The organism is Streptodolium elevatio, from assembly GCF_040649515.1.
Classification (GTDB): domain Bacteria; phylum Actinomycetota; class Actinomycetes; order Streptomycetales; family Streptomycetaceae; genus Yinghuangia; species Yinghuangia elevatio.
Genome location: NZ_JBEZFP010000114.1, coordinates 12869 through 31129, shown reverse-complemented (window position 1 = coordinate 31129; position 18261 = coordinate 12869). Strand labels below are relative to the sequence as shown.

Sequence of the window (18261 nt, the reverse complement as noted above, 5' to 3'; positions counted from 1 at the left end):
GGCACCCGCTCCGCGGGTGCCCTGCCGCTGGCGCGGCAGGCAGGGCGAAGCCCTCCGCTGCGCTCCGGGCAATTGCGCGCAAGCGCGCAATTCGAATTCCGCAAGCGGAATTCAAAAGGCAGGCAATTCCGCGCAAGCGCGGAATTTAGGAATTCCCGCAAGCGGGAATTCAGGGCAGCAAGGAGGTGGTGACGGGAGGGGGTCGGCCACCCGGGGACACGCCACCTGATGCACTGTTTAGAGACAGCTATTCCCCTGTATTGCCTAGGAGTTGACGAACCGTCAGCCCCACCGTGCCGTGGGGCCGGCCCCCGCAGAGCAGGGACTCCGCTGCGCTCCGCCCCACACCCCGCAAGACACCCCGAGAGCCCGCCTGACACACCATCACACACCCCCACCGGAACCCCGAACCAACCCGACCAGACTACCACCACAGACCCCCACACGGAAGCACAACACGCCCCCGAAGGAACCCCATCACCCGATTCCGGCAAGCCTGATGCATCACCATGATGCACTGTGTAGACTCAGCCATACCGACACACCCCCTCCCCGCACCCTCCCAGGGCACACACGAACCCGAGAAACAAGGCCCAGCAAGACCGGGGGAAACCCGACAATCAAATTCATGAATTCACCAGAATTCCCGGAAAGCGAAACCGGGAAAGGAGAAACAGGGAAATGGCGTTAAAGCTGCGGGACCACCAGAAAGAAGCCGTCGACGCGATTATCCGGGGACTCGACATCCCACCCGGGAAACACGTCCCCGCAGGCGGCCTGCGCGCCCAGGTACACGCCGCATGCGGCATCGGCAAGACCGTCATCGGCGCCACCGCCGCGCGGCAGCTGGTGCCCCACGGGCGCGTGCTGATCGTGGTCCCCACCCTGGACCTGCTCACCCAGACCATCAAGGCATGGCAGAACGCCGGCCACACCGGGCCTTCGGTGGCGGTGTGCTCGCTCCAGGACGACCCCGAGCTGGACGCACTGGACGTCCGGTGCACCACCATCCCGGTGCAGCTGGCGCTGTGGCACGGGTCGGGGCCGGTGACGATCTACGCGACGTACGCCTCGCTGGGCGTGCTCGAGGAGGCCCACCGGGGCGAGTACGGGCAGAAGTTGGACCCGCTGGACCTGGTGGTCGTCGACGAGGCGCACCGGACCAGTGGATCGCTTGGTAAGGCGTGGGCGGCCGTGCACGACCAGGCCGCGATCCCGGCGACGCGGCGGCTGTACATGACCGCCACCCCCCGCATTTGGGAGGAGCGTCCGCTGCGGGAGGTCCGCGAGGGCGTGCGTGAGCCGCTGAAGGAGGAGATGGCGGCCTCCATGGACGACGAGGGCATCTTCGGCCCCGTCGTCTACAAGCTCACGTTGGCGGACGCCATCGCCCGGGGCCTGCTGGCGCGGTACCAGATCATCGTGGTGGAGCTCGCGGACCCGGTCGTCACCCCCGATCGGCTGCGCGGCCAGGGCCGCCTGGAGGAGGAGGTGCGCGGGCAGCGGCTCGGCGCCCTCCAGGCGGCGATGCTGCGCACCGCGGCGGAGCACAACCTGCAGACGATGATCACCTTCCACCACCGGACCATAGAGGCCGAGGCCTACAGCAAGGGCCTGCCTGCCGTAGCGCGGCGGCTGAACGACGCGGACCCGGAGACGTACCCGTCGCGGATCTGGGCGAACTGGCTGCAGGGTGAGCACGCGTCCGACCACCGGGCGAAGATCCTGGCGGAGTTCGGCCGGCGGGCCGGGTTCGCCAGCTTGAGCAACTGCAAGGTGCTGGGCGAGGGCATCGACATCCGCGCGGTCGACTCCGTGGCGCTCCTGGACCCCAAGGGCGCCCCGCACGACATCGTCCAGGCCATCGGCCGCGCTTTGCGGCAAAAGCCCGGACAGGGGAAATTGGCGTCCCTTATCGTGCCGGTATTCCTGGGTACCGACGAGGTTCCGGAGGACATGTTCGTCTCCGGCTCCTACCGCCCGCTGGTAAAAGTCCTCCAGGCTCTGCGGGCCCACGACGAGGAGGCCGTGGAGCTGCTGGCGATCCCCCAGGAGTCCCAGGCACGCCGAATCGAACCCGCCGAGGGAATCGGACCGGACCCCGAAGAAGGCGCCGCAGAAAGCCGAATGCTGCTCCGCTTCGCCGCACCACGTGATCCTGCGATGGTCGCCGAGTGGGTCAGCTTCAACATCTTCGACACCGAGCGCGCCGACTGGTCCCGTGGTTACTCAGCGTCACGAAAATTCCGGTTGCGGGAGGGGCACCTGAGGGTGCCGTTCGATCACCGGGAGGGCCCGGAGGGCAAGGCGTACCCGCTGGGGCACTGGATCAGCAAGCAGCGCCGCGCGTACGCGGCGGGCACGCTGACCGGGCTGCGGGTCCAGCGCCTGGAAGGGCTGGGCATGGTGTGGGACCACGCGGACGCGGCGTGGGAGGAGGGCCTGGCGGCCGCGCGAGTCTACTTCGCCGACCACGGCACCCTCGCCGCCCCCCGCACCGCCACCGCCCTGGACCTGCCCATCGGACAGTGGCTGTCCAACCAGCGCCGCCCCGGGTTCCTCGCCGGCCACCCCGAACGCGCCGCTGCCCTGGCGGCGATCGACCCGGACTGGAACCCGGCCTGGCCGCTGGACTGGCAACGCCACTACGCCGGGGTCCGCGAAACCCTCACCGCGGGCGCGACGTTGGACCAACTGGTGCCCGGCGTGACCATCCACGGACACGACATCGGCCGCTGGCTGGAACGCCAGCAGCAACCGGTGGTGTGGCGCGGCCTGACCGCCGGACAGCGCGAACGCCTCTCCGAGCTAGGCGTGAAGCCCCAGGCAGCCCCCAAGGCCGGGAAGGCCCCGAAAGCCGCCCAGAAAGCCGCTGGAGGCCCCTCCAGCGCCTTCGAGAAGGGACTCGCCGCCCTGCGGCAGTACCAGGCCCGAAGCGGCTCCCTGACCGTCCCCCGGGGCCACGTGGAGACCCTGGAAGCGGCGCCCGAGGACGGCGGCGAGCCGGTCGAGGTGAAGCTCGGCGTGTGGCTCTCCAACACCAAAACCCGCCGCGCCAAACTCACCGACGACCAACTCAACCAACTCGCCGAGATCGGCCTCGACTGGCGCTAGACAGGAGCATCCGGAAGGGGGCGCGGCAGTTTGGCGGCTGCCCTCCTTCGGTATTCCTCGAGTGCCCTACTCCGGGGTTCCTCCGGCACAGGCCGATGCTCATCTGACATCGCCCGCGCGCGCTGCCACTCCTCGTCGGCGATCTCGTAGAAGGGCTGGTGCGGCGCGTCCGGGGGTGTCGTGAGCCGGAAGGGTCGGCTGAGATCCCAGAAGTCAGACAGCACCGGGCTGCGGAACAAATAGTTGAGCTCGGCACGGATCTCCTCCTCCGAGGCTTCACCGGAGAGGTAGGCGTACGAAACATGCGTGATGATCATGTTGGCGTATAGATATCGTCGCTCCTGAGCCTTCGGTGGGTTCCCGGCGAAACTAGGCCAAACCGCTGCTAGTTCGGGATCCGCCAGGCTCAGTTTCAGAAGTTCCAGATGGTTGGCTTGGACGGCGGCGTCGGCGGTGCGTCGTGCGTGTTTCCGTTGGATTCTGAGTTCACGCTGCTGAGTCCAGGCGGTCACGACAAGCGCCGTGAGGGCCAGCAAGGCCCCGGACGTGGTCCAGGCAACAGCGCCGGAAAACCTCTGGATGGTCGTGCCGGCAAAGAAGGCCAGTCCGAGAGCAACGGCCAAGGTGGCAACGACACCCAGTGCGCCGGACCGAGCAAGGACACCAGCGTGGTGACGGACTCCAGGCGCGAACCAGCTCAAGTCGTCAGCTGTGAGCGTGGCGGAGCCAGCCGTGGACGGCCTAGAGCTCCCGGCAGACTTGCCACCCCAGATCACGCCACTGCGTGATCTGGGCTTGTTGGCATCGTTCGCGCCCACTGCCGCCGAGGCGCCCACGTGGGTGGCTCCTTTGCTGCTTGGCCCCAGCAGCGCTTGGACCCGAGAAGACAATGGTCGGCCTTCCAACGTAGAGGCCGAATGTTGGAACGCAGGAGCGCGGCGTGACATCACAGCAATGACCCGGCCTGCGAAGGACTCCGCCTGCACGTCTACACACCTCCCTGTCCCGCAGTCCCCGTCGCTTCGGCTACTGAGGGTGGCGCCTGTATCGGCGGCGAGGTTGTCGGAGCCGGTGCGGGTTGCGCTGCCTGTTGCGCTGCTGCCTGCTGTTGGTCGGCGTACGCCGCCAAGGCTTGTGTACCCATGCGGGTGATGAGGGGTACGAAGGAGGTCACCTTTTCCAGGACCGGGACTGCTGCCGCGCCAAGGCGTTAGAAGGGCGGTTCGTCGGTGTAGGCAGCCTGGGTTGGAGACGTCGCGTACGGCTTGGGCGCGGTCGCCCATGGATCATCCTGAGGCGGTTGCGTCGGAGGGCGGCCCCACCCCGAGCTGGGTCGCGCGGGCGGGATGGGAGCCGGGACGTTTTTCGGTTCGACTCCGTCGATGTCGTTGTTCAGCAACTGGCGCAGGCGCTGCCTGCACGTGGTCGGATCGTCATCGTCGTAACGGGATTCCTCCCAGCGTCTGCGGTCAGGGTCCAAGCCGCCAATCTCGCACAGGGCACGCAGGACCGCGTCGACTCTCTCCCATGTGCTGACCGTCTCTCCCTTGAGGAGTCGGCGGATGGTTTCCCGGCTCACTGGAAGCGGGTCCCGCATGGAAACGGTCGTCGCTGCGATGCGTGCGGGCGTGGGACGTCCCGCTTCCTTGAAGTGGATGAACAGCTCAGTGACGAACTCGCGTCTGGTCCCGTCGGGCAGGTCGACGGTGCTGGGCATCCGCAGCATCTGGGGCATCCGCCAACTCTGGCACGCTTCACCCCAGTTAGACGCACGGTTCCTCAGGAAACCTCGGCATGACACCCCAAGTAGCCCCGGGATGTACGCGTATTGATGTCACAAAGACCTGCAAGGACCTGAGTAGAACCTAGTCAGCGTCTCGCGGACACAGATGGACTTCTTTCGACAATCCACTGTTTCCGCTGGTCAGAGCGGGTTTCGAGGTGCTTTCGTTGGTGCTCGTTCACCCGGTGAGACACCGAAATTCTCAATGGGTGAACACGGCACGCTGTCGCCCGAAACGGCGACGGCCCCCTGGTGCGCAGGGAGCCGTCTGCAGAAGACCGAACATCCCCGACGAAGGAGAAGCCCATGTCCAAGCCCGAGCGTACGGGCCGCAGCCCGGCACCGGAACCCCTCCCAACAGCGGATGGCAAGGCATCCAGGACCCGCTGGGCCAAGCGCGTTCGACGGATCCGTAACGAGGCCGGCCTGCACCTGATCCGCGGCGCCGCAACCGCGACCGGCGCCGCCATCGTCGCGTGCGGCGGCCTCTGGATCCAGTCGCGCTGACACCGGACAGCGGGGCCGGCAGTGCGTCCGGCCCCGCTGTATGAATCAGCCGAAGCCGAGCGCCTCCTGCGCGAAGTCATCCGGGACTGGGCAGGGGAACAGTGGTGACCCGTCTGGCGTGGGGCCTGCCAGCACTCGGCAGTGATGGCGAACGTTGTGTCAGAGAATCGCGCTCCGTAGAACTGCACCCGGCTGAGACGGGGAGACCAAGGTGGCGGGGGCACGCACGGCGTTCGGCACGCCCGTAGGAGCGCATCGGCATCGACGAGGGAGCTGCCACTACACGAAGCTTGGAGGGTCCTCTGCAAGTCGCCGATCACGGGTGAGTGGGGTAGCAATGCGGCAAGTTGTGTATTTCTCGGAAGCAAAAGCCGCACAGTTCGTGGACAGGAAGCCTCGCCGGTTTCGCCGCACCACGAGCGGTGAACTTTCCATCGGCCCAGGCAAGTTGAGTGTTACCGCCGAGCGCGCACCAGAAGGCGCTGCCGCCAAGATCACCAAGATCAGTCGGCACCTTGACCGCGTCGCTAAGCCCTTCGACGAACGTTCAGTCTGTGCGGGCGATTGGGTCACCTTCAATGCCCACCTTGCAATGGCCCTGGTCTCCAGCCCACCCCATCGCATGCTGTTCCTCGGGCCCTCCCCGGATCACCCCGTCGACGTGGCCCTATTGCTCTTCGGGTCCCCTCGGCACCGAGTATCACCGCCCCGAGACGAGGCGGTCGTCGGCGTTGAGGACCTGGACTCCTATACCGAAAGCCTCATCAGCATGATCAAGACGGTCGCGACGGCGGACGGCCACCCCCTCCCGAGCAACTTTCGGGACGGTGCAGTGAGCATGGCCGAACGCATCCATATGGATGTTCCCAGCTACCCACGAATGGCTGGCTACGCACAGGTAGTCGACAGCTTCGCCTGCGCCGATCGGATCTTCTTGGGAGATCACCCGGCGAGGTTCAGCCCCCGCAAACTTGTGGTCGCCTCACCGCTCTTCGTCGAGCACGCCAACTGAGGTCACGTGGGACATCGTGCGAGGGCCCGCCGCCTCAGTCTCTTGGCCGGAGCGGACGACGGGCCCTTCTCGGACGCGGAGAAACCCCTCGTCCGTGGGAAGGCGGGCGCGCGGGCACGCCTTCGAATGTTCCAACGGCGAGGCGTGCCGCAGCGTTTAGCGATTTCGGCGTCGTGTTTCTCACGCACGAAAAGGCGCGGAGCTCGTGGACCATTCGATGTGACACACCCCACACTTTGGAGTGTCTATTTGGCGGGGCTCCCGACGCAGTCCTTGGTCGGAGCACGGCGGAGAGCCCTCTCGGACGTGGAGGTTCTCGTGTCCCGTTCCCTGCCGCGCCGCTACTTTCGACGGTGGCCATCCCGTTCCTTATGCCTCGTCTCCCCCGTGCGCAAGTCGCGTCTGCGGGGTGGCCGGCCTCCGGTGGTAGTCACGGTGGTCATCCTGATCATCGTGGTACTGCTCGCGGCCTACCCCACCGCGCTGGACCGCGCCGCCGGCGGCATCGGCTGCTTCGGCGGCCTCGTCGCCCTCTGGGCGCTCTACCTCCCGCCGCGCAATGCCGACGGCACGGCATGATGGCCACCCCACCTCCCAGCCGCGTCATGACACTCGTTCACCAGGCACAGGCCGGCGACAGCGAGTCGTTCGCCGAGCTGTACAACACCTACGTCGAAACGGTGTACCGCTACGTCTACTACCGGGTCGGCCGACGGGAGACCGCCGAGGACCTCACCAGCGAGACGTTCCTGCGCGCGCTGCGTGGCATCAGCACGTTCACGTGGGAAGGACGCGACTTCGGTGCGTGGCTGGTGACCATCGCGCGCAACCTGGTGACCGATGAATTCACCTCGGGTCGCTTCCGACACGAGGTGGCCACCGGCGAACTGCTCGACACCTCCGATGTCGAAGACGACGCCGCGGACATCGTGGTGCGGTCGGTGACCCACACCGCGTTGCTGCACGCACTGCGGCGCCTGCCGCCTCGGATGCGTGAGGTCGCCTGGCGGCACGCCACCGGAGTGGACAACAACGCCATCGCCACCGAACTGTCCATGGCACGCAGCACGGTACGGGTCCATCTACGCCAGATCCGCCTGCGGCTGCGCGCGGACCCCATCCTGCGAGCCGCCGTCCTGGCACCAAGCTCATAACGTGAAGCGGCCCCGACGGTGTCCACCGTCGGGGCCGCTTCGCCCTAGACGATCCAGCCGAGCCGGACCCGGTCGGTGTGGAAGACGGCGGGAACCTCGTTGTCCAAACGCTCACTGGCGAACCAAAGCGCGACGAACTCCTCGCTGCCAAGCCTGCAACGTCAGGTCCGAGTGTGCGCCTTACGGCGCAGGTCTTCAGCTGGCCGCACCCCGAGCTGACCTGCGCACGGGTGCTAACGAGAGGGATGACCGGCGGGTCGTCGGGCGTCGACCACGTGCTGTCGCACTGCCAAGTGTCACTGGTGCGGCCGAGCGAGGGTGCAGTTTCGAAGCCCTGCACACGCTTCCGCGATGGAATCGAGGGGAGCAAGTTTCCTGGGGGGTTGTTGTGGACAGTGCGGTATGGGTGGCTGCGTGCACGGGAGCGACGGCGGTGCTGGCTGGCTGGTTGACCGGCCGCGGGCACGTTCGAGCCTCGCAGGTTCAGGCGCAGGCAGCAGCCGAAGCCCACCAGCGAAGCGTCTCGCGGGAAACGCGACGGCTGGCGTACCTGGAGCTGATTGAGCAGGCCCACGTGGTCAGCGAACTCCACTGGCGCCTCGGCGAAGCCGAACAGCTGCCGGATCCGGCCGCTCAGGCGACGCGCATCGAAGAGCTTCGCGTGGAGTTGCGTGAAGCATTCGCACCACTGATGCACCGGGTCCGCATCACTGTGCTGGAAGGCCCGGTGCCAGTCGCGGACGCCGCGCAAGCCCTCCAGGCAGCAGCCCTGAGCGCCAACCGCGCGCTATGGGCACTCACACAGAACACCGGCCCGCACGAGGCGTTCCACCAAGCCCACAGACAATTCCGAAGCCAGCTCGACTGCTTCATAGACATAGCACGAGAAACCATGGACCACACCTGAGACCAGCACACAGGGGTGTTCGCGCTGCAACGCGAGGCGTAGGCGCACCGCGGACATACGAAGGACCGGGCCGCGATGGCCCGTCTTCCCGCGTACACCCCGCATGTCGGGCGTCGTCGGCCCGAGTCAATCAGCGCCGCATACCGGGGGCAGTAGCCAAACTGGGAACGGCAGCGAGCAAGGCGGTGGAGGTCAAGCTCGGCGTGTGGCTCGCCAACACCAAGAGCCGCCGCGCCAAACTCGCCGACGACCAACTCGGCAAGCTCGCCGCAGCGGGCCTGGAGGGGCGCTCGAGATAGCAAGAGGGTGCAACAGCCACGGCTGTTGCACCCTGCGGCGTGAGAAGCGGGAGATGACCAGATCGTAAGACCGACCGGCACGACAGGGAGACTCATGGATGTGGAAGCGTGGATGGGGCTGAGCGGCGGAGCCGTGGCCGTCGCATCTGCGGCGATCAGCTTTGCCCAAGCACGTAGTTCGCGAGCGTCGGCAGCGCACTCGGACCGTCAGGCACGCGCGGCTGAGGAGCAGGTCCGGGTCGCGCGGGAGCAGCTGGAGCATGCGCAGCGGGCACATCGTGAGGCGAACGAGCCGTATGTCATCGTCGACATCCAGCAGGACAGACCCGGCGTCCCGGTGTTGATGCTGGTCGTTGAGAACATCGGGCCGACAGTGGCGCGGAATGTGCGGATCACCGCGACGCCGCCGTTGGAGTCGGGTTGGGGCGACGATCTCACGCAGAACCTGCAGGACGCCCTCGCCCGGACCATTCCGATGCTGCCGCCCGGGCGGCGGCTGACGTTCCTCTTCGACGATGAAAAGCGCCTCGACAGCGGCCTCCCCCTTGTCTATAACTTCGTCGTCCAGTCCGAAGGCCCCTACGGCCCGGTGGAGGACTTGGAGTACACCGTCGACCTGGGCACCTGGCGGGGGTCACTGCTGGGGGAACGCGCGACGAAGAAGCTTGAAGACAAGCTCGGCGAGATCGGGACCGGCCTCGAAGAACTGGCCGGGCACTACCGGCGGGCGAACGCCGACTCCATCCGCGCCGAAAACGATCGCACCGCCGAACGGCTGCGACAACGGCGCACGCAACGCCAAGCCCAAGAAACCCAAGCCCCCGCGCCCGACAGCACCGAGCCATAGATCTAGTGCGGAGCACTGGTCCCAGTGCAGTCCGAGGCCGAACGTGCGCGGGCAAATCCGGTTCGGATGTCCGTGGTGGGGCGTATGGTCAGCGCCCCCTCCCCGGGGCGGGGAGAGAGGCTGACGCCTTTGCGCTACCTTCTCGTGCGCGCTCTCCGCGCGGCTCTCCCCGTAGGCCCCTGGTCTCAGGGGACCTCGCGCGTTGCGGGGCAGTGCTGTTCAGGCGGCGGGCACGGGGTGGTCGGTGTCCTGGTGCCAGGGCGTGTGCCGAACGGTGCCGTCGTCGGCGACAATGACGGTCAGGCCGAAGTCGTACACCTCCGGCTTACCGAGGTCGGTCCACCAGGCGTGCGCGGCTTCGACTTCGTCCCACAGGTTGCGTGGCCCGGCCTGCCACACCGCTGCGGGCTGTGCGGCGGTGTCGCGGGGGAAGGTGGCGGCGGCAACGGAGAGGCCGGCGTCCCCGGCGGCCGTGGGCAGGCCGTAGAGCCACACCGTGGTCGCGTCGGCGTCGCGGGAGACGGCTTTGGCGCAGTGGGGCACCGCCAGGCCGACGGCGAAGTCGCGGGCGTCGTACGCCCCGCCGGTCACCTCTTCGAGCGTCAGCCCGGGCGTGGAGACGCGCGCACGGTCCGTCCAGCCGGGCGGCGCGTACGCCGCATGGTCGCGGCGGGTCGGGCGCTGGTCGCGCAGCTTCATGAACGACGCGGCCACCGTGAACGGCCCCGACGCGTGGGCCGGGTCGTGGACGGTGAGGGCCACCAGCGCGTCGTGCGGGGTGTAGTCGGTGCCCCACGGCGCCACGATGCGGCCGCCGGGGCGCGTCTGGGCGAGCCAGGCCGGGGCGATGGTCCGGGTGCCCGCGGTGACGTGCACCAGGTCGTACGGAGCGCCGTCCGGCCAGCCTTCGGCGCCGTCACCCGTCACCACGGCGACCGGGAGGCCGGCGCGGGCGAGGTTCGCGCGGGCCTGCTCGGCGAGGAGCGGGTCGACTTCGACGGTGACGACCTGGCCGACGCCGAGGCGCGCGGCGAGCAGGGCGGCGGTCCAGCCGGTGCCGGTGCCGACGTCCAGGACCCGGTCGCCGTCGCTGACCTTCAGGTCGTAGAGCATGTCCGCGACCACCGACGGCATCGACGCCGACGACGTGGCCAGACGGCCGGGCTCGGGGCCGGTGTGGTCGCCGTCGTCCCACTGCGTCACGAGCGCGGTGTTGCCGTACACGGCGGCCGTCCAGGCGTCCGGGTCGCTGCTGCGGTCTAGGGCGGTGTAGGCACCGGTGGCGGGGTCGTGGGCCCAGACCAGATCGGGCACGAACACCGCGCGCGGCACGGCAGCGAAGATGGCGGCCCAGCCGGGCGGCATCACGTCCGCCTCGGTCAGCAACGCGGCCAGCGAGGCCGCTGACGGCGACGTCGGCTTGGGAGGCGTCTCTGGCTGGGTGTTCGTGTCCACGGGTCAGCTGCCGTCGCGGCGTCGGCGTCCCGGGCCGGGCGGGGGGCCGCCGTCGGGGTTCGGGGTCGGGTCCGGTGGCGGATTCGGGTTCGGCGGGGCCGGGTTGATCGGCGCGGGCGGGCCGCGGTGCCCCTCGCCGGTGCCGATGTGCGTATTCATCAGGTCGACCTCCCAAGCACCCCGGACGGGCTCGTCGGCTGGCAGGCCGGCGGCCCTCGCGGTCATGGTCGCGCACGCCGGTGGGGTCCGGGAATCCCCCGGGCGGGGCTCAGCCGAGGGCGCGGGTGATTGCACCTGCCGTCTCTGCGGGAGGAGTCGGCGTCGGACCGCCGAAGATGCGCAGCAGCGCGCGGACGTCAGTCAGGTGGGCGTCCTTGCTGGCGAGCAGCGCGCGCAGGTGGTCGGCCTCCGCCCGAGCAGCCGCCAGTTGGCGGCGCAGGTCGCCGTCATCGTGGCTGTCGTCGTCTCGGGTCGCATCGGTGGGGGCCGCGTTGATGGTGAGCCCGGCGGCCGCCAGGTCGACAACCGGGATGGTCCACCCAGCCTCGTCCAGCGCAGCGCCGGGAAAGTGGCCGGCCTCGCGGCGGCGGCGGATCGTCGACAACGACACCCCGCAGGCGCCGGCGGCCTCGCGCATGGTCAAGGTCTGCACGGTCATGCCGGTCCAACGACCAGGCCGCGAAGCGGATGTCGGCGGGTGCCGAACGGCGAACACAGACGACACTCGAACGCATGTGCGACAAGGTGGCCTTGTCGGTTCTACGATCGGAGCCATGGGGCGCAAGGATCTGACGGCCGGCACCTGGGGGTCGTTCGGGGAGCGCGCCGCCCGGTCCCTCGCCGCACGCACCGCGACCGACGACCGAGGCGACGACCAGACCCACGCCGGGGCCGACGGCAACAGCGCGGCGGCCGCCGCTCCCCCGGCGGCGGCCTCTGGGCCGCGCTCCGTCGCGCGGGTCGACGGGCCGCCGCCGCCCGAGGACGGCGGGCCGTGGGCGTGGGTCGACCTGCCGGACGGCGCGGGAACCGTCCGGGTCCGGGTCCTGCGGTGGGTGCGCAGCAGCTCCGGCGCGTGGGCCCTGCAAGCCGAGCTACCCGGGGGGAAGGCGATGACCGACTGGAACCGCGGCGGGTGGGAACCCGGGCCGGTCGACGAAGTCCACGTCGTGCCCGGCACGCGGGTGCGTCCCATCCCGGGCCGCCGGGCTGCCGCGAGACGCGGACGGCGGGCTCGTGCCGTAGCGCGGGCTTGCCCTGGTTGGCAGGCTGCGGGGAGAGCGGGTTGTCACCCGCGAGGACCGCGCGGCGCGTTCGCGCCGGGGTACGCACGGCCGCCACCCTGTGATCTGAATCCCCTGCCGCGTCCTCGAGCACCAGGATCACGAAGTTGGCCACACGCCGCTGCCTCGGGACCGGACCCGCCCCCACCACACCGGCGCCCCCGGAACAGCCCCGGCTCCTGGCGGCCGAACGCGCCGCCGACACCGACCCGCCCGGCAGCCAGGCCCAGGTACACCTGGTCGCCGAGGCGTGGAGCGCCGCCGGGCGGCGTCGCCTCGGACTGGTGGAGCCCACCCCCACGGGTGACCTCCCCCTCCGTCCGTGGGCGACGAGCGAGCGACATGCCAGGCCGGGTCATGCGGGAGCGGCGGTGACCGCGGTGGCGAAGGCGGCCAAGCAATCAGTGCAGTGTGGGGCGCGGGCGTCGGCGTCGGTGATCCCGCCGATGGTGTGCGGGTCGACGGGGTCGATGTCGGCGCCGCACAGCGCGGCGCAGGTGCCCGGGGGTGTGATGTGCCAGGCGCGAGGGCGGTGGCCGCCGCCGGCGTCGAGACGAACCTCGTGCATCAGTGCCTCCCCTGATCGGTGCGCAGGCAGCAGGTGCGGCCGCGCGCTGAGGGGTGCTTCACCCGGCAACGTATGCCGGTTGGGGTCCCTCGGCATCCCGGGCAGTTGCGGTGGGCGGGGCGCGGGTGTCTTGGCGACGGGTGGCGATTGCGTTGTCGTCCCCGCCGTTCGGGACCACGCTGGAGCGCATGCACGCCGACGGCAGTACACGCAACGGTCAGGCGGTCCGCTCGGAGCTGGACGGGGACGAGTTGCCGGCGGTGGCGGCGCGGCTGGAAGCCGAGGCGGCGGCCGCCGTCGCGTCCCTGCGCCGCCAAGCAGCACTGCTGCACGCGCGCGTGCCCACGGCGAGGACGCCGCGTCGGCCTCCCGAGATGGGCTAGGCGTCAGTCCCGGGCGGGCGGCAGGTTCCGACCGAACAGGGCCGTCCCGTCCGTGATCACCACCTGCGGCGGGCCCGGGACGCCACCGGGAAAGCCGCGGTCTCCTGCGGACCACTCTGCGGCCAGCGCGTTGAAGATCGGCGTCTCCGGGTCGCTGACGGCAAGACGACGCCGACGGGCGCGCTCCGTGCGCCGGTCACGCGGCGGGGGCAAGGTCATACCGGAGTCAACGACGCCATCCGCCGCGGGACGCGCGTCTGGTCCACGTACGCCCATTCGTGGCGTCACCCCGTCGAGGGGCCGCTCGTTGGACGGTGACATGGACCAGGTCGGCAACGGCGGCGCGGATGAGGTGATGCCGGTGTGCGGCCCGGTCGCCGCACTGGAACAGGTGGTGGGTCGCCTGACCGCGTCCGGCGTCCTGGCCGAAGCGGCGCCGGTGCTGCCGGACGCCGGGAACCCGGTCCGCGGGCGTGCGTACTGCGCATGACCACACCCGGCGGCGGGCGGACCCCTGGTCGCGGCCGCAGGAGCGGGCGACGCGGAACAGGGGCCGGGTTCCTTGACTCCCTGGCCACGGTCCTGCGCCGCCCGGGCCACGACACCACCCGCCGCCCGGAAGGCAGTCCGCCAGGCCGGCCGGGACGCCACCGCGCCCGGACCGGCAGCTGACTCCCACCCCCCGAGAACGTGCGGGGCTGCCTCGACCCCCGAGTGGCAGCCCCGCACCCCGGCGCCAACCGACGCCCAGGAACGCGGCGTTCACCCGATCGAGTGATGCCGTGGACGGCGCGAACCCGCGAGGCCGCATCCCAGCGCCGCGCAACTCCGGTGCTGTCAGCAGGCTTTCGCGGCGCCAGGGCGGGCCAGGTCAGCCGTGGCAGCGCCAACGCGCTTGATCTTGGCCGAATTTACAGTTCTGGCCTGTTCCATTCCGTCCCGGACAGGTCTACGGTGATTCGCCCCGGAGAGACCACACGGCGCACCGGGCGCCGGTGAGGTCTACGTCCGCATGCCCACCCCCACCCGGCACACGGCCTCCGGCACCGGCGGCCCCGCGGCGCGGACACCCCCCACCGCGCCCGGGACCGCCCGCACCACCCGGCCGCCCGCGAGCGGAGTCGTTCCGTGTGTCACCGGTCGGGCGTACGTTCAGGACCCCTTCCCCGGGAACGGGGAGAGAGGCCGGCGTCCACGACGCGCGAAGCCGGTACCTCCACCCGCGCGTGCTCCCCGCGCGGCTCTCCCCCAGACGAGAGCCCCGGTCTCGACTCCAAGCGAGACCGGGGCTCTCGCACGCGGGCCATCGGCGCCCGGGGTGAGGCAGCTCGGCGAGCCGGGCCTGCACGGCTGCGCCAAGTTCGGCGTCGCGCCGGCTCATGGTGCGCTGTCTCGCAATCCCCCAGACGAACCATCGGGGATCACCGTCCCTGTTCCGGGCACCTCCTCTTCGCCGACCCTCACCCAGCAGTCTTCCCGTGGACGTCAGCAGCAGGAGCAGTCCACTGTGCGTCCACCGAGACCGTCCGACGAGACCGAACCACCCAGTGTCGAGTCGGGCGCGTCCGGCGCTTGTGAAGCTGGACCTATGGCGCGAGAACCACCCTGTACAGAAGTAGTCGGCGTTCCCACAGGCTCTAGGCCACGGGCTCTGGCCTGGGCCTTTGCCGCTCCGGGGCGGGTGCATTTGCGAAACCGCCTACAAACCCTCCTGCGAAACCGGTTACAAACCCTCCAGCGAAACCGCCTACGAAACCTGCGGGGGGGTGGGCACGTCGGTGTCACTTGACGGCGAATCCTGTTCGATTGCCAGGGAAGTCTGTCCGGCCTCTACGTTGATGGCGCTACCTGAAATTGGCTGTGGCGGATATTTCGTGATGGTCTCAGCGCCTGGATGCCCCGTCCCGCTGCGTCTCCAGTCTCCGATCGCACCTCGCCGCTGAGCTGACATCCCGATCACGCACCGCAGACCTACCTGGTTGTCGGGCGCGCTAACGTCGGAGACTCCGTCCACTGCTGGGAGGGTCAATGCTGCAGCGCGCAGATCTTGTCGAGGTTTTCGGCGAGCACGGCATCACGTTGGCCGACGAGAACCAGGTCGCGCAGTACCCCTTCCCCGACGCTGTCCGGCGCGCGTTGACCGAGGTCGGGGTGCCCATGTACTGCCGTTCCGCGGTGTACGCCGGCCTCGTCCAGGACGGGTTCACCACCTACGCGGCCTGGTGCGCCGACTACGGCATCCCCTGCTCGAACGTGGCCGGCGCGACGCTGCGGATCGGCTACTGGCGCGCGGGTAGCGTGTGCGTTGTTCCGGACGACGGTCGCGTGTTGTACATCTCGCACCACGAAGCCGACGAGATCATGCCGATGAACAGTTCGTTCGAACAGTTCACCGCGTGCATGCTCATCGCCCACCGCGATGCCGAGAAGTGCGATTTCCTTCCGAAGCGGGCAGCGCTCGCAGAACGCGAACGCATCGTGCAGCGCCTGCTCGCCATCGACTCCGCAGCCGTGGGTCCGCCCCACAGCGTATGGCGCGTGATCGTCGACGAAGTGACCGGCGACGAGTACCGCCCGTAGATCTCAACCTGCCTGGCGGACAGACGCGGCGGTCACGAAATCTCCGCCACAGCCCTGAAATTCCTCACCTCGTGCTGACTCATTGGCCACACTTGCTGAGGTGATCTCTCCACCGGTCGTAAGTTGTTGACCGGCGTTCCCCGCTCCGATCCTGGCGTGCGGCCCCGGTGGAACCCTGTCGGGCAGGCGCGATATAGATCGTTCGCATGAGCGACGAGATGCCACCGAAGTCCCCCGCTGCCGTCCGCGACCTGGCCGCGGCGTTCCCTGAAGCTTGGCGCGAGCCTCCGCTGGGCTGGCCGGCGGTGCTTGCATGGGAGGCCGAGCACGCGGTGGTCCTGCCGGATCCCTACCGCACCTTCGTCGCGACCATCGCGAACGGCTCGTCGCTCGGTCCACCCGAGGACGGGCTGCTTCCGCTGGGCGGGCTTCCGCCCTTGTCGCCGTTCGAGGGCCAGGACCCCGCGGCGGACTTCCCGCTGGAGCAGGCATGGTGCTGGGAGGAGGACGAACGACGCGGACGAGACCGCGTCCCTGGTCCACGCCGTGTTCCGGCAGGGATCGGTGGTCCTGGGCGCCAGCGACGGGCCCTGCTACTGGATCCTGGTAGTCAGCGGCGCGCAACGTGGACGCGTATGGCAGGTGAGCGAGGTCGGCGCTGCACCCTTCGCTCCGACCGGCGACGGCGTCACGTTCGAAGGCTGGGTGCAGTGCTGGCACGAGGCGCCTGAGTCGTGGGACTTCCCTACGGCCCCTGACCGTTCTGCTCCCGAACACTCCCCACTCGGTTGAACACGACATCAACTGAGGAGGATTAGCACGTCTGGGGAGATTCAAATGGTCCCATCAACGTCGCGAAGGGGCGCACCCGGTTTCGGGTGCGCCCCTGGTTCGTTCCTTGTTCAGGCGGTTGGTGCGGTGTCCTGGTCGGTGATCAGGGTGATCTCGATGGCGAGGACGCCGAGGGCTTCCTTCTCCGGGCCGTAGATGCGGCGGATGTTCGCGAGCTGTTGGTCCCGCGGGCTGGTCGGGTTCACCCGCTCCGGGCCTTCGGTGTCGATCATGTCCTCGAACGTGCGGTAGCGGGCGACGCGGACGACGCGGGTCAGGGCGCTGTCGCGGCCGCACACGAACCGGATGTGGTCGCCGGCCTCCAGCGTGCGCAGGTTGGGGTACTGGACGCGGACCTCGATGGTCTTGCTGCCGTCGGCGACCAGGTCGAAGTAGCGGCGGTACAGGTTCATCTCGCGGGCGCGGTCGGTCGCGGCCGGCGCGGGGCGGGCGGTCATCACGCGGTCCAGTTCCTTCGTGGTGTAGGAGCGGTAGAAGTGCTTCGGGTCGGCGAGCATCCGGCCGACCAGCCACACCATGGCGTCGACGTAGGAGTCCGTGTCGCCGGCCCACTCGGTGGTGTCGAGCATCCACGGCCGTGCGCCGGGCGGCGGCGGGACCTTGCCGTCGCGGATGAGGGACTTGGACAGCTTCGCGCCGGTGTCGGTGAGCACCATCGGGGTGAACACCCGTGGCGGCGGGGGCAGTCCGGGCAGCTGCGCGAAGGCCTCGTCGACGAGCTGGCAGCCGTACGCCCAGTCCCCGCCCTTGACCATGACCGAGAGGGTGACGTGGTCGCGGGCGGCCAGGCGCTCCTTGACCAGGTTCCGGTAGAGCGTGGCGAGGTCGAGGTAGGTGTCGGTGTCGGCGGTGACGTCGACGCGGTAGTCGCCGTGGTCGGTGCACACGGCGGTGAACGCGGCCCCGCCGGATCCGGCGGCGGCGAGGCGGGTGCGTTCGGCGCGTTTCTCCGCCCAGCCGCAGTGCGGGCACGGGAAGCGCATGTGGACTTGGCCGTGGGAGGGGGCGAGCGGCCAGCGGATCTGGTCCAACCGTCCCAGCGTCGCCAGGAATTCGTGCCGGAACGCGGGGGTGGCCTGCTGGGCGCTGTAGGTCTCGATCTCGTAGTCGACGCCGGTGGCGTCGGCTAAGGAGTCGAACATGCCGCGGTAGTACTTGGCGATCAGGTCGTCGACCGCGTCCGCGCCGAGGGCGTGGCAGTAGGTCTGCTGGTAGGCGTGGTGGGTCTCCGGGTCCAGGCGGACGTCGTAGGGGGCGTTGTCGAGGGCGCCGAAGCGGACTATGGCGTCGACGTTGAAGGTGCGCTTGGTGGCCTTCGCGAGGAGGAACGCGGCGGTGTGCACGAGGGAGGTGCCCAGGTGCGGGGCGCCGTTGATCTGCGTGCCGACGCAGAACGCCACCCGGTCCGGGTTGGTCGCCTGCAGGCGGGGGCGGACCATGTCGACGCTGCGCAGCATCGCGTTGGCCAGGACGTTGTTCGGGCTGATGATCTCCACGGGATCGGTGCCGGGCATGGT

17 protein-coding genes are annotated in these 18261 nt (G+C 69.3%); 10 read left to right on the top strand and 7 right to left on the bottom strand.

Annotation, left to right across the window (positions count from 1 at the left end; translation table 11 throughout):
- The first annotated feature begins 681 nt into the window (after positions 1 to 681).
- Positions 682 to 3114 (top strand): DEAD/DEAH box helicase, encoded by a 2433-nt coding sequence (locus AB0C36_RS32530; protein ID WP_358361254.1) that lies wholly within the window; start codon positions 682 to 684, stop codon positions 3112 to 3114.
- Here the strand turns inward: AB0C36_RS32530 and AB0C36_RS32525 are convergent.
- Complete coding sequence (locus AB0C36_RS32525) at positions 3111 to 3950, bottom strand: DUF6082 family protein (RefSeq protein WP_358361251.1); 840 nt, start codon at positions 3948 to 3950, stop codon at positions 3111 to 3113. The two genes, AB0C36_RS32530 and AB0C36_RS32525, sit on opposite strands and share 4 nt — an antisense overlap.
- Before the next feature lie 374 nt (positions 3951 to 4324).
- A complete protein-coding gene (locus AB0C36_RS32520) occupies positions 4325 to 4849 on the bottom strand; it encodes a hypothetical protein (protein ID WP_358361247.1) in 525 nt (174 codons plus the stop codon).
- A gap of 354 nt (positions 4850 to 5203) precedes the next feature.
- On the opposite strand from AB0C36_RS32520, the gene AB0C36_RS32515 reads away from it, so the two are divergent.
- The 6 genes from AB0C36_RS32515 (at position 5204) to AB0C36_RS32485 (ending at position 9623) form a co-directional block, all read left to right on the top strand.
- Positions 5204 to 5404, top strand: coding sequence for a hypothetical protein (locus AB0C36_RS32515; RefSeq protein WP_358361244.1), 201 nt, complete (start codon positions 5204 to 5206; stop codon positions 5402 to 5404).
- Positions 5405 to 5753: 349 nt separating this feature from the next.
- Positions 5754 to 6416, top strand: a complete 663-nt coding sequence (locus AB0C36_RS32510; protein WP_358361241.1) for an SAVMC3_10250 family protein — start codon at positions 5754 to 5756, stop codon at positions 6414 to 6416.
- A gap of 435 nt (positions 6417 to 6851) precedes the next feature.
- Positions 6852 to 6995, top strand: coding sequence for a hypothetical protein (locus AB0C36_RS32505; protein ID WP_358361239.1), 144 nt, complete (start codon positions 6852 to 6854; stop codon positions 6993 to 6995).
- 26 nt (positions 6996 to 7021) lie between these two features.
- The gene (locus AB0C36_RS32500) at positions 7022 to 7570 is read left to right on the top strand and encodes a sigma-70 family RNA polymerase sigma factor (RefSeq protein ID WP_435839164.1); all 549 of its coding nucleotides are present in this window, start codon (positions 7022 to 7024) and stop codon (positions 7568 to 7570) included.
- A gap of 433 nt (positions 7571 to 8003) precedes the next feature.
- Positions 8004 to 8477 carry a hypothetical protein gene (locus tag AB0C36_RS32495; RefSeq protein ID WP_358361236.1) on the top strand — a complete coding sequence of 158 codons (474 nt, stop codon included), beginning with the start codon at positions 8004 to 8006 and terminating at the stop codon, positions 8475 to 8477.
- A gap of 393 nt (positions 8478 to 8870) precedes the next feature.
- The gene (locus AB0C36_RS32485) at positions 8871 to 9623 is read left to right on the top strand and encodes a DUF8453 domain-containing protein (protein WP_358361230.1); all 753 of its coding nucleotides are present in this window, start codon (positions 8871 to 8873) and stop codon (positions 9621 to 9623) included.
- A 219-nt stretch (positions 9624 to 9842) separates the two neighbouring features.
- Here AB0C36_RS32485 and AB0C36_RS32480 read toward each other — a convergent pair whose 3' ends face one another.
- From AB0C36_RS32480 to AB0C36_RS32465, 4 genes are all read right to left on the bottom strand, one after another.
- On the bottom strand, positions 9843 to 11078 hold the full coding sequence (locus AB0C36_RS32480) for a methyltransferase domain-containing protein (RefSeq protein ID WP_358361227.1): 1236 nt from the start codon (positions 11076 to 11078) through the stop codon (positions 9843 to 9845).
- Positions 11079 to 11081: 3 nt separating this feature from the next.
- The gene (locus AB0C36_RS32475) at positions 11082 to 11237 is read right to left on the bottom strand and encodes a hypothetical protein (RefSeq protein WP_358361225.1); all 156 of its coding nucleotides are present in this window, start codon (positions 11235 to 11237) and stop codon (positions 11082 to 11084) included.
- 109 nt (positions 11238 to 11346) lie between these two features.
- Positions 11347 to 11736 (bottom strand): hypothetical protein, encoded by a 390-nt coding sequence (locus tag AB0C36_RS32470; protein ID WP_358361222.1) that lies wholly within the window; start codon positions 11734 to 11736, stop codon positions 11347 to 11349.
- 980 nt (positions 11737 to 12716) lie between these two features.
- Complete coding sequence (locus AB0C36_RS32465) at positions 12717 to 12929, bottom strand: hypothetical protein (RefSeq protein WP_358361218.1); 213 nt, start codon at positions 12927 to 12929, stop codon at positions 12717 to 12719.
- 140 nt (positions 12930 to 13069) lie between these two features.
- On the opposite strand from AB0C36_RS32465, the gene AB0C36_RS32460 reads away from it, so the two are divergent.
- The 3 genes from AB0C36_RS32460 to AB0C36_RS32450 all read left to right on the top strand — a co-directional run bounded on the left by AB0C36_RS32460 (position 13070) and on the right by AB0C36_RS32450 (position 15892).
- Entirely contained in the window at positions 13070 to 13312 is a 243-nt protein-coding gene (locus AB0C36_RS32460; RefSeq protein WP_358361215.1) for a hypothetical protein, read from the top strand.
- A 307-nt stretch (positions 13313 to 13619) separates the two neighbouring features.
- The gene (locus AB0C36_RS32455; RefSeq protein WP_358361213.1) at positions 13620 to 13802 is read left to right on the top strand and encodes a hypothetical protein; all 183 of its coding nucleotides are present in this window, start codon (positions 13620 to 13622) and stop codon (positions 13800 to 13802) included.
- A 1538-nt stretch (positions 13803 to 15340) separates the two neighbouring features.
- A complete protein-coding gene (locus AB0C36_RS32450) occupies positions 15341 to 15892 on the top strand; it encodes an SUKH-4 family immunity protein (protein WP_358361210.1) in 552 nt (183 codons plus the stop codon).
- A 902-nt stretch (positions 15893 to 16794) separates the two neighbouring features.
- Here the strand turns inward: AB0C36_RS32450 and AB0C36_RS43300 are convergent.
- Positions 16795 to 18258, bottom strand: a complete 1464-nt coding sequence (locus AB0C36_RS43300; RefSeq protein WP_435839163.1) for an ASCH domain-containing protein — start codon at positions 18256 to 18258, stop codon at positions 16795 to 16797.
- Between the last annotated feature and the right edge of the window lie 3 nt (positions 18259 to 18261).

Bases quoted from the DNA above. Each gene is read 5' to 3' on its own strand.
- AB0C36_RS32530 (WP_358361254.1), top strand. From the start codon at position 682: ATGGCGTTAAAGCTGCGGGACCACCAGAAAGAAGCCGTCGACGCGATT.
- AB0C36_RS32520 (WP_358361247.1), bottom strand. From the start codon at position 4,849: ATGCCCCAGATGCTGCGGATGCCCAGCACCGTCGACCTGCCCGACGGG.
- AB0C36_RS32515 (WP_358361244.1), top strand. From the start codon at position 5,204: ATGTCCAAGCCCGAGCGTACGGGCCGCAGCCCGGCACCGGAACCCCTC.
- AB0C36_RS32500 (WP_435839164.1), top strand. From the start codon at position 7,022: ATGACACTCGTTCACCAGGCACAGGCCGGCGACAGCGAGTCGTTCGCC.
- AB0C36_RS32485 (WP_358361230.1), top strand. From the start codon at position 8,871: ATGGATGTGGAAGCGTGGATGGGGCTGAGCGGCGGAGCCGTGGCCGTC.
- AB0C36_RS32475 (WP_358361225.1), bottom strand. From the start codon at position 11,237: ATGAATACGCACATCGGCACCGGCGAGGGGCACCGCGGCCCGCCCGCG.
- AB0C36_RS32470 (WP_358361222.1), bottom strand. From the start codon at position 11,736: ATGACCGTGCAGACCTTGACCATGCGCGAGGCCGCCGGCGCCTGCGGG.
- AB0C36_RS32465 (WP_358361218.1), bottom strand. From the start codon at position 12,929: ATGCACGAGGTTCGTCTCGACGCCGGCGGCGGCCACCGCCCTCGCGCC.
- AB0C36_RS32450 (WP_358361210.1), top strand. From the start codon at position 15,341: ATGCTGCAGCGCGCAGATCTTGTCGAGGTTTTCGGCGAGCACGGCATC.
- AB0C36_RS43300 (WP_435839163.1), bottom strand. From the start codon at position 18,258: ATGCCCGGCACCGATCCCGTGGAGATCATCAGCCCGAACAACGTCCTG.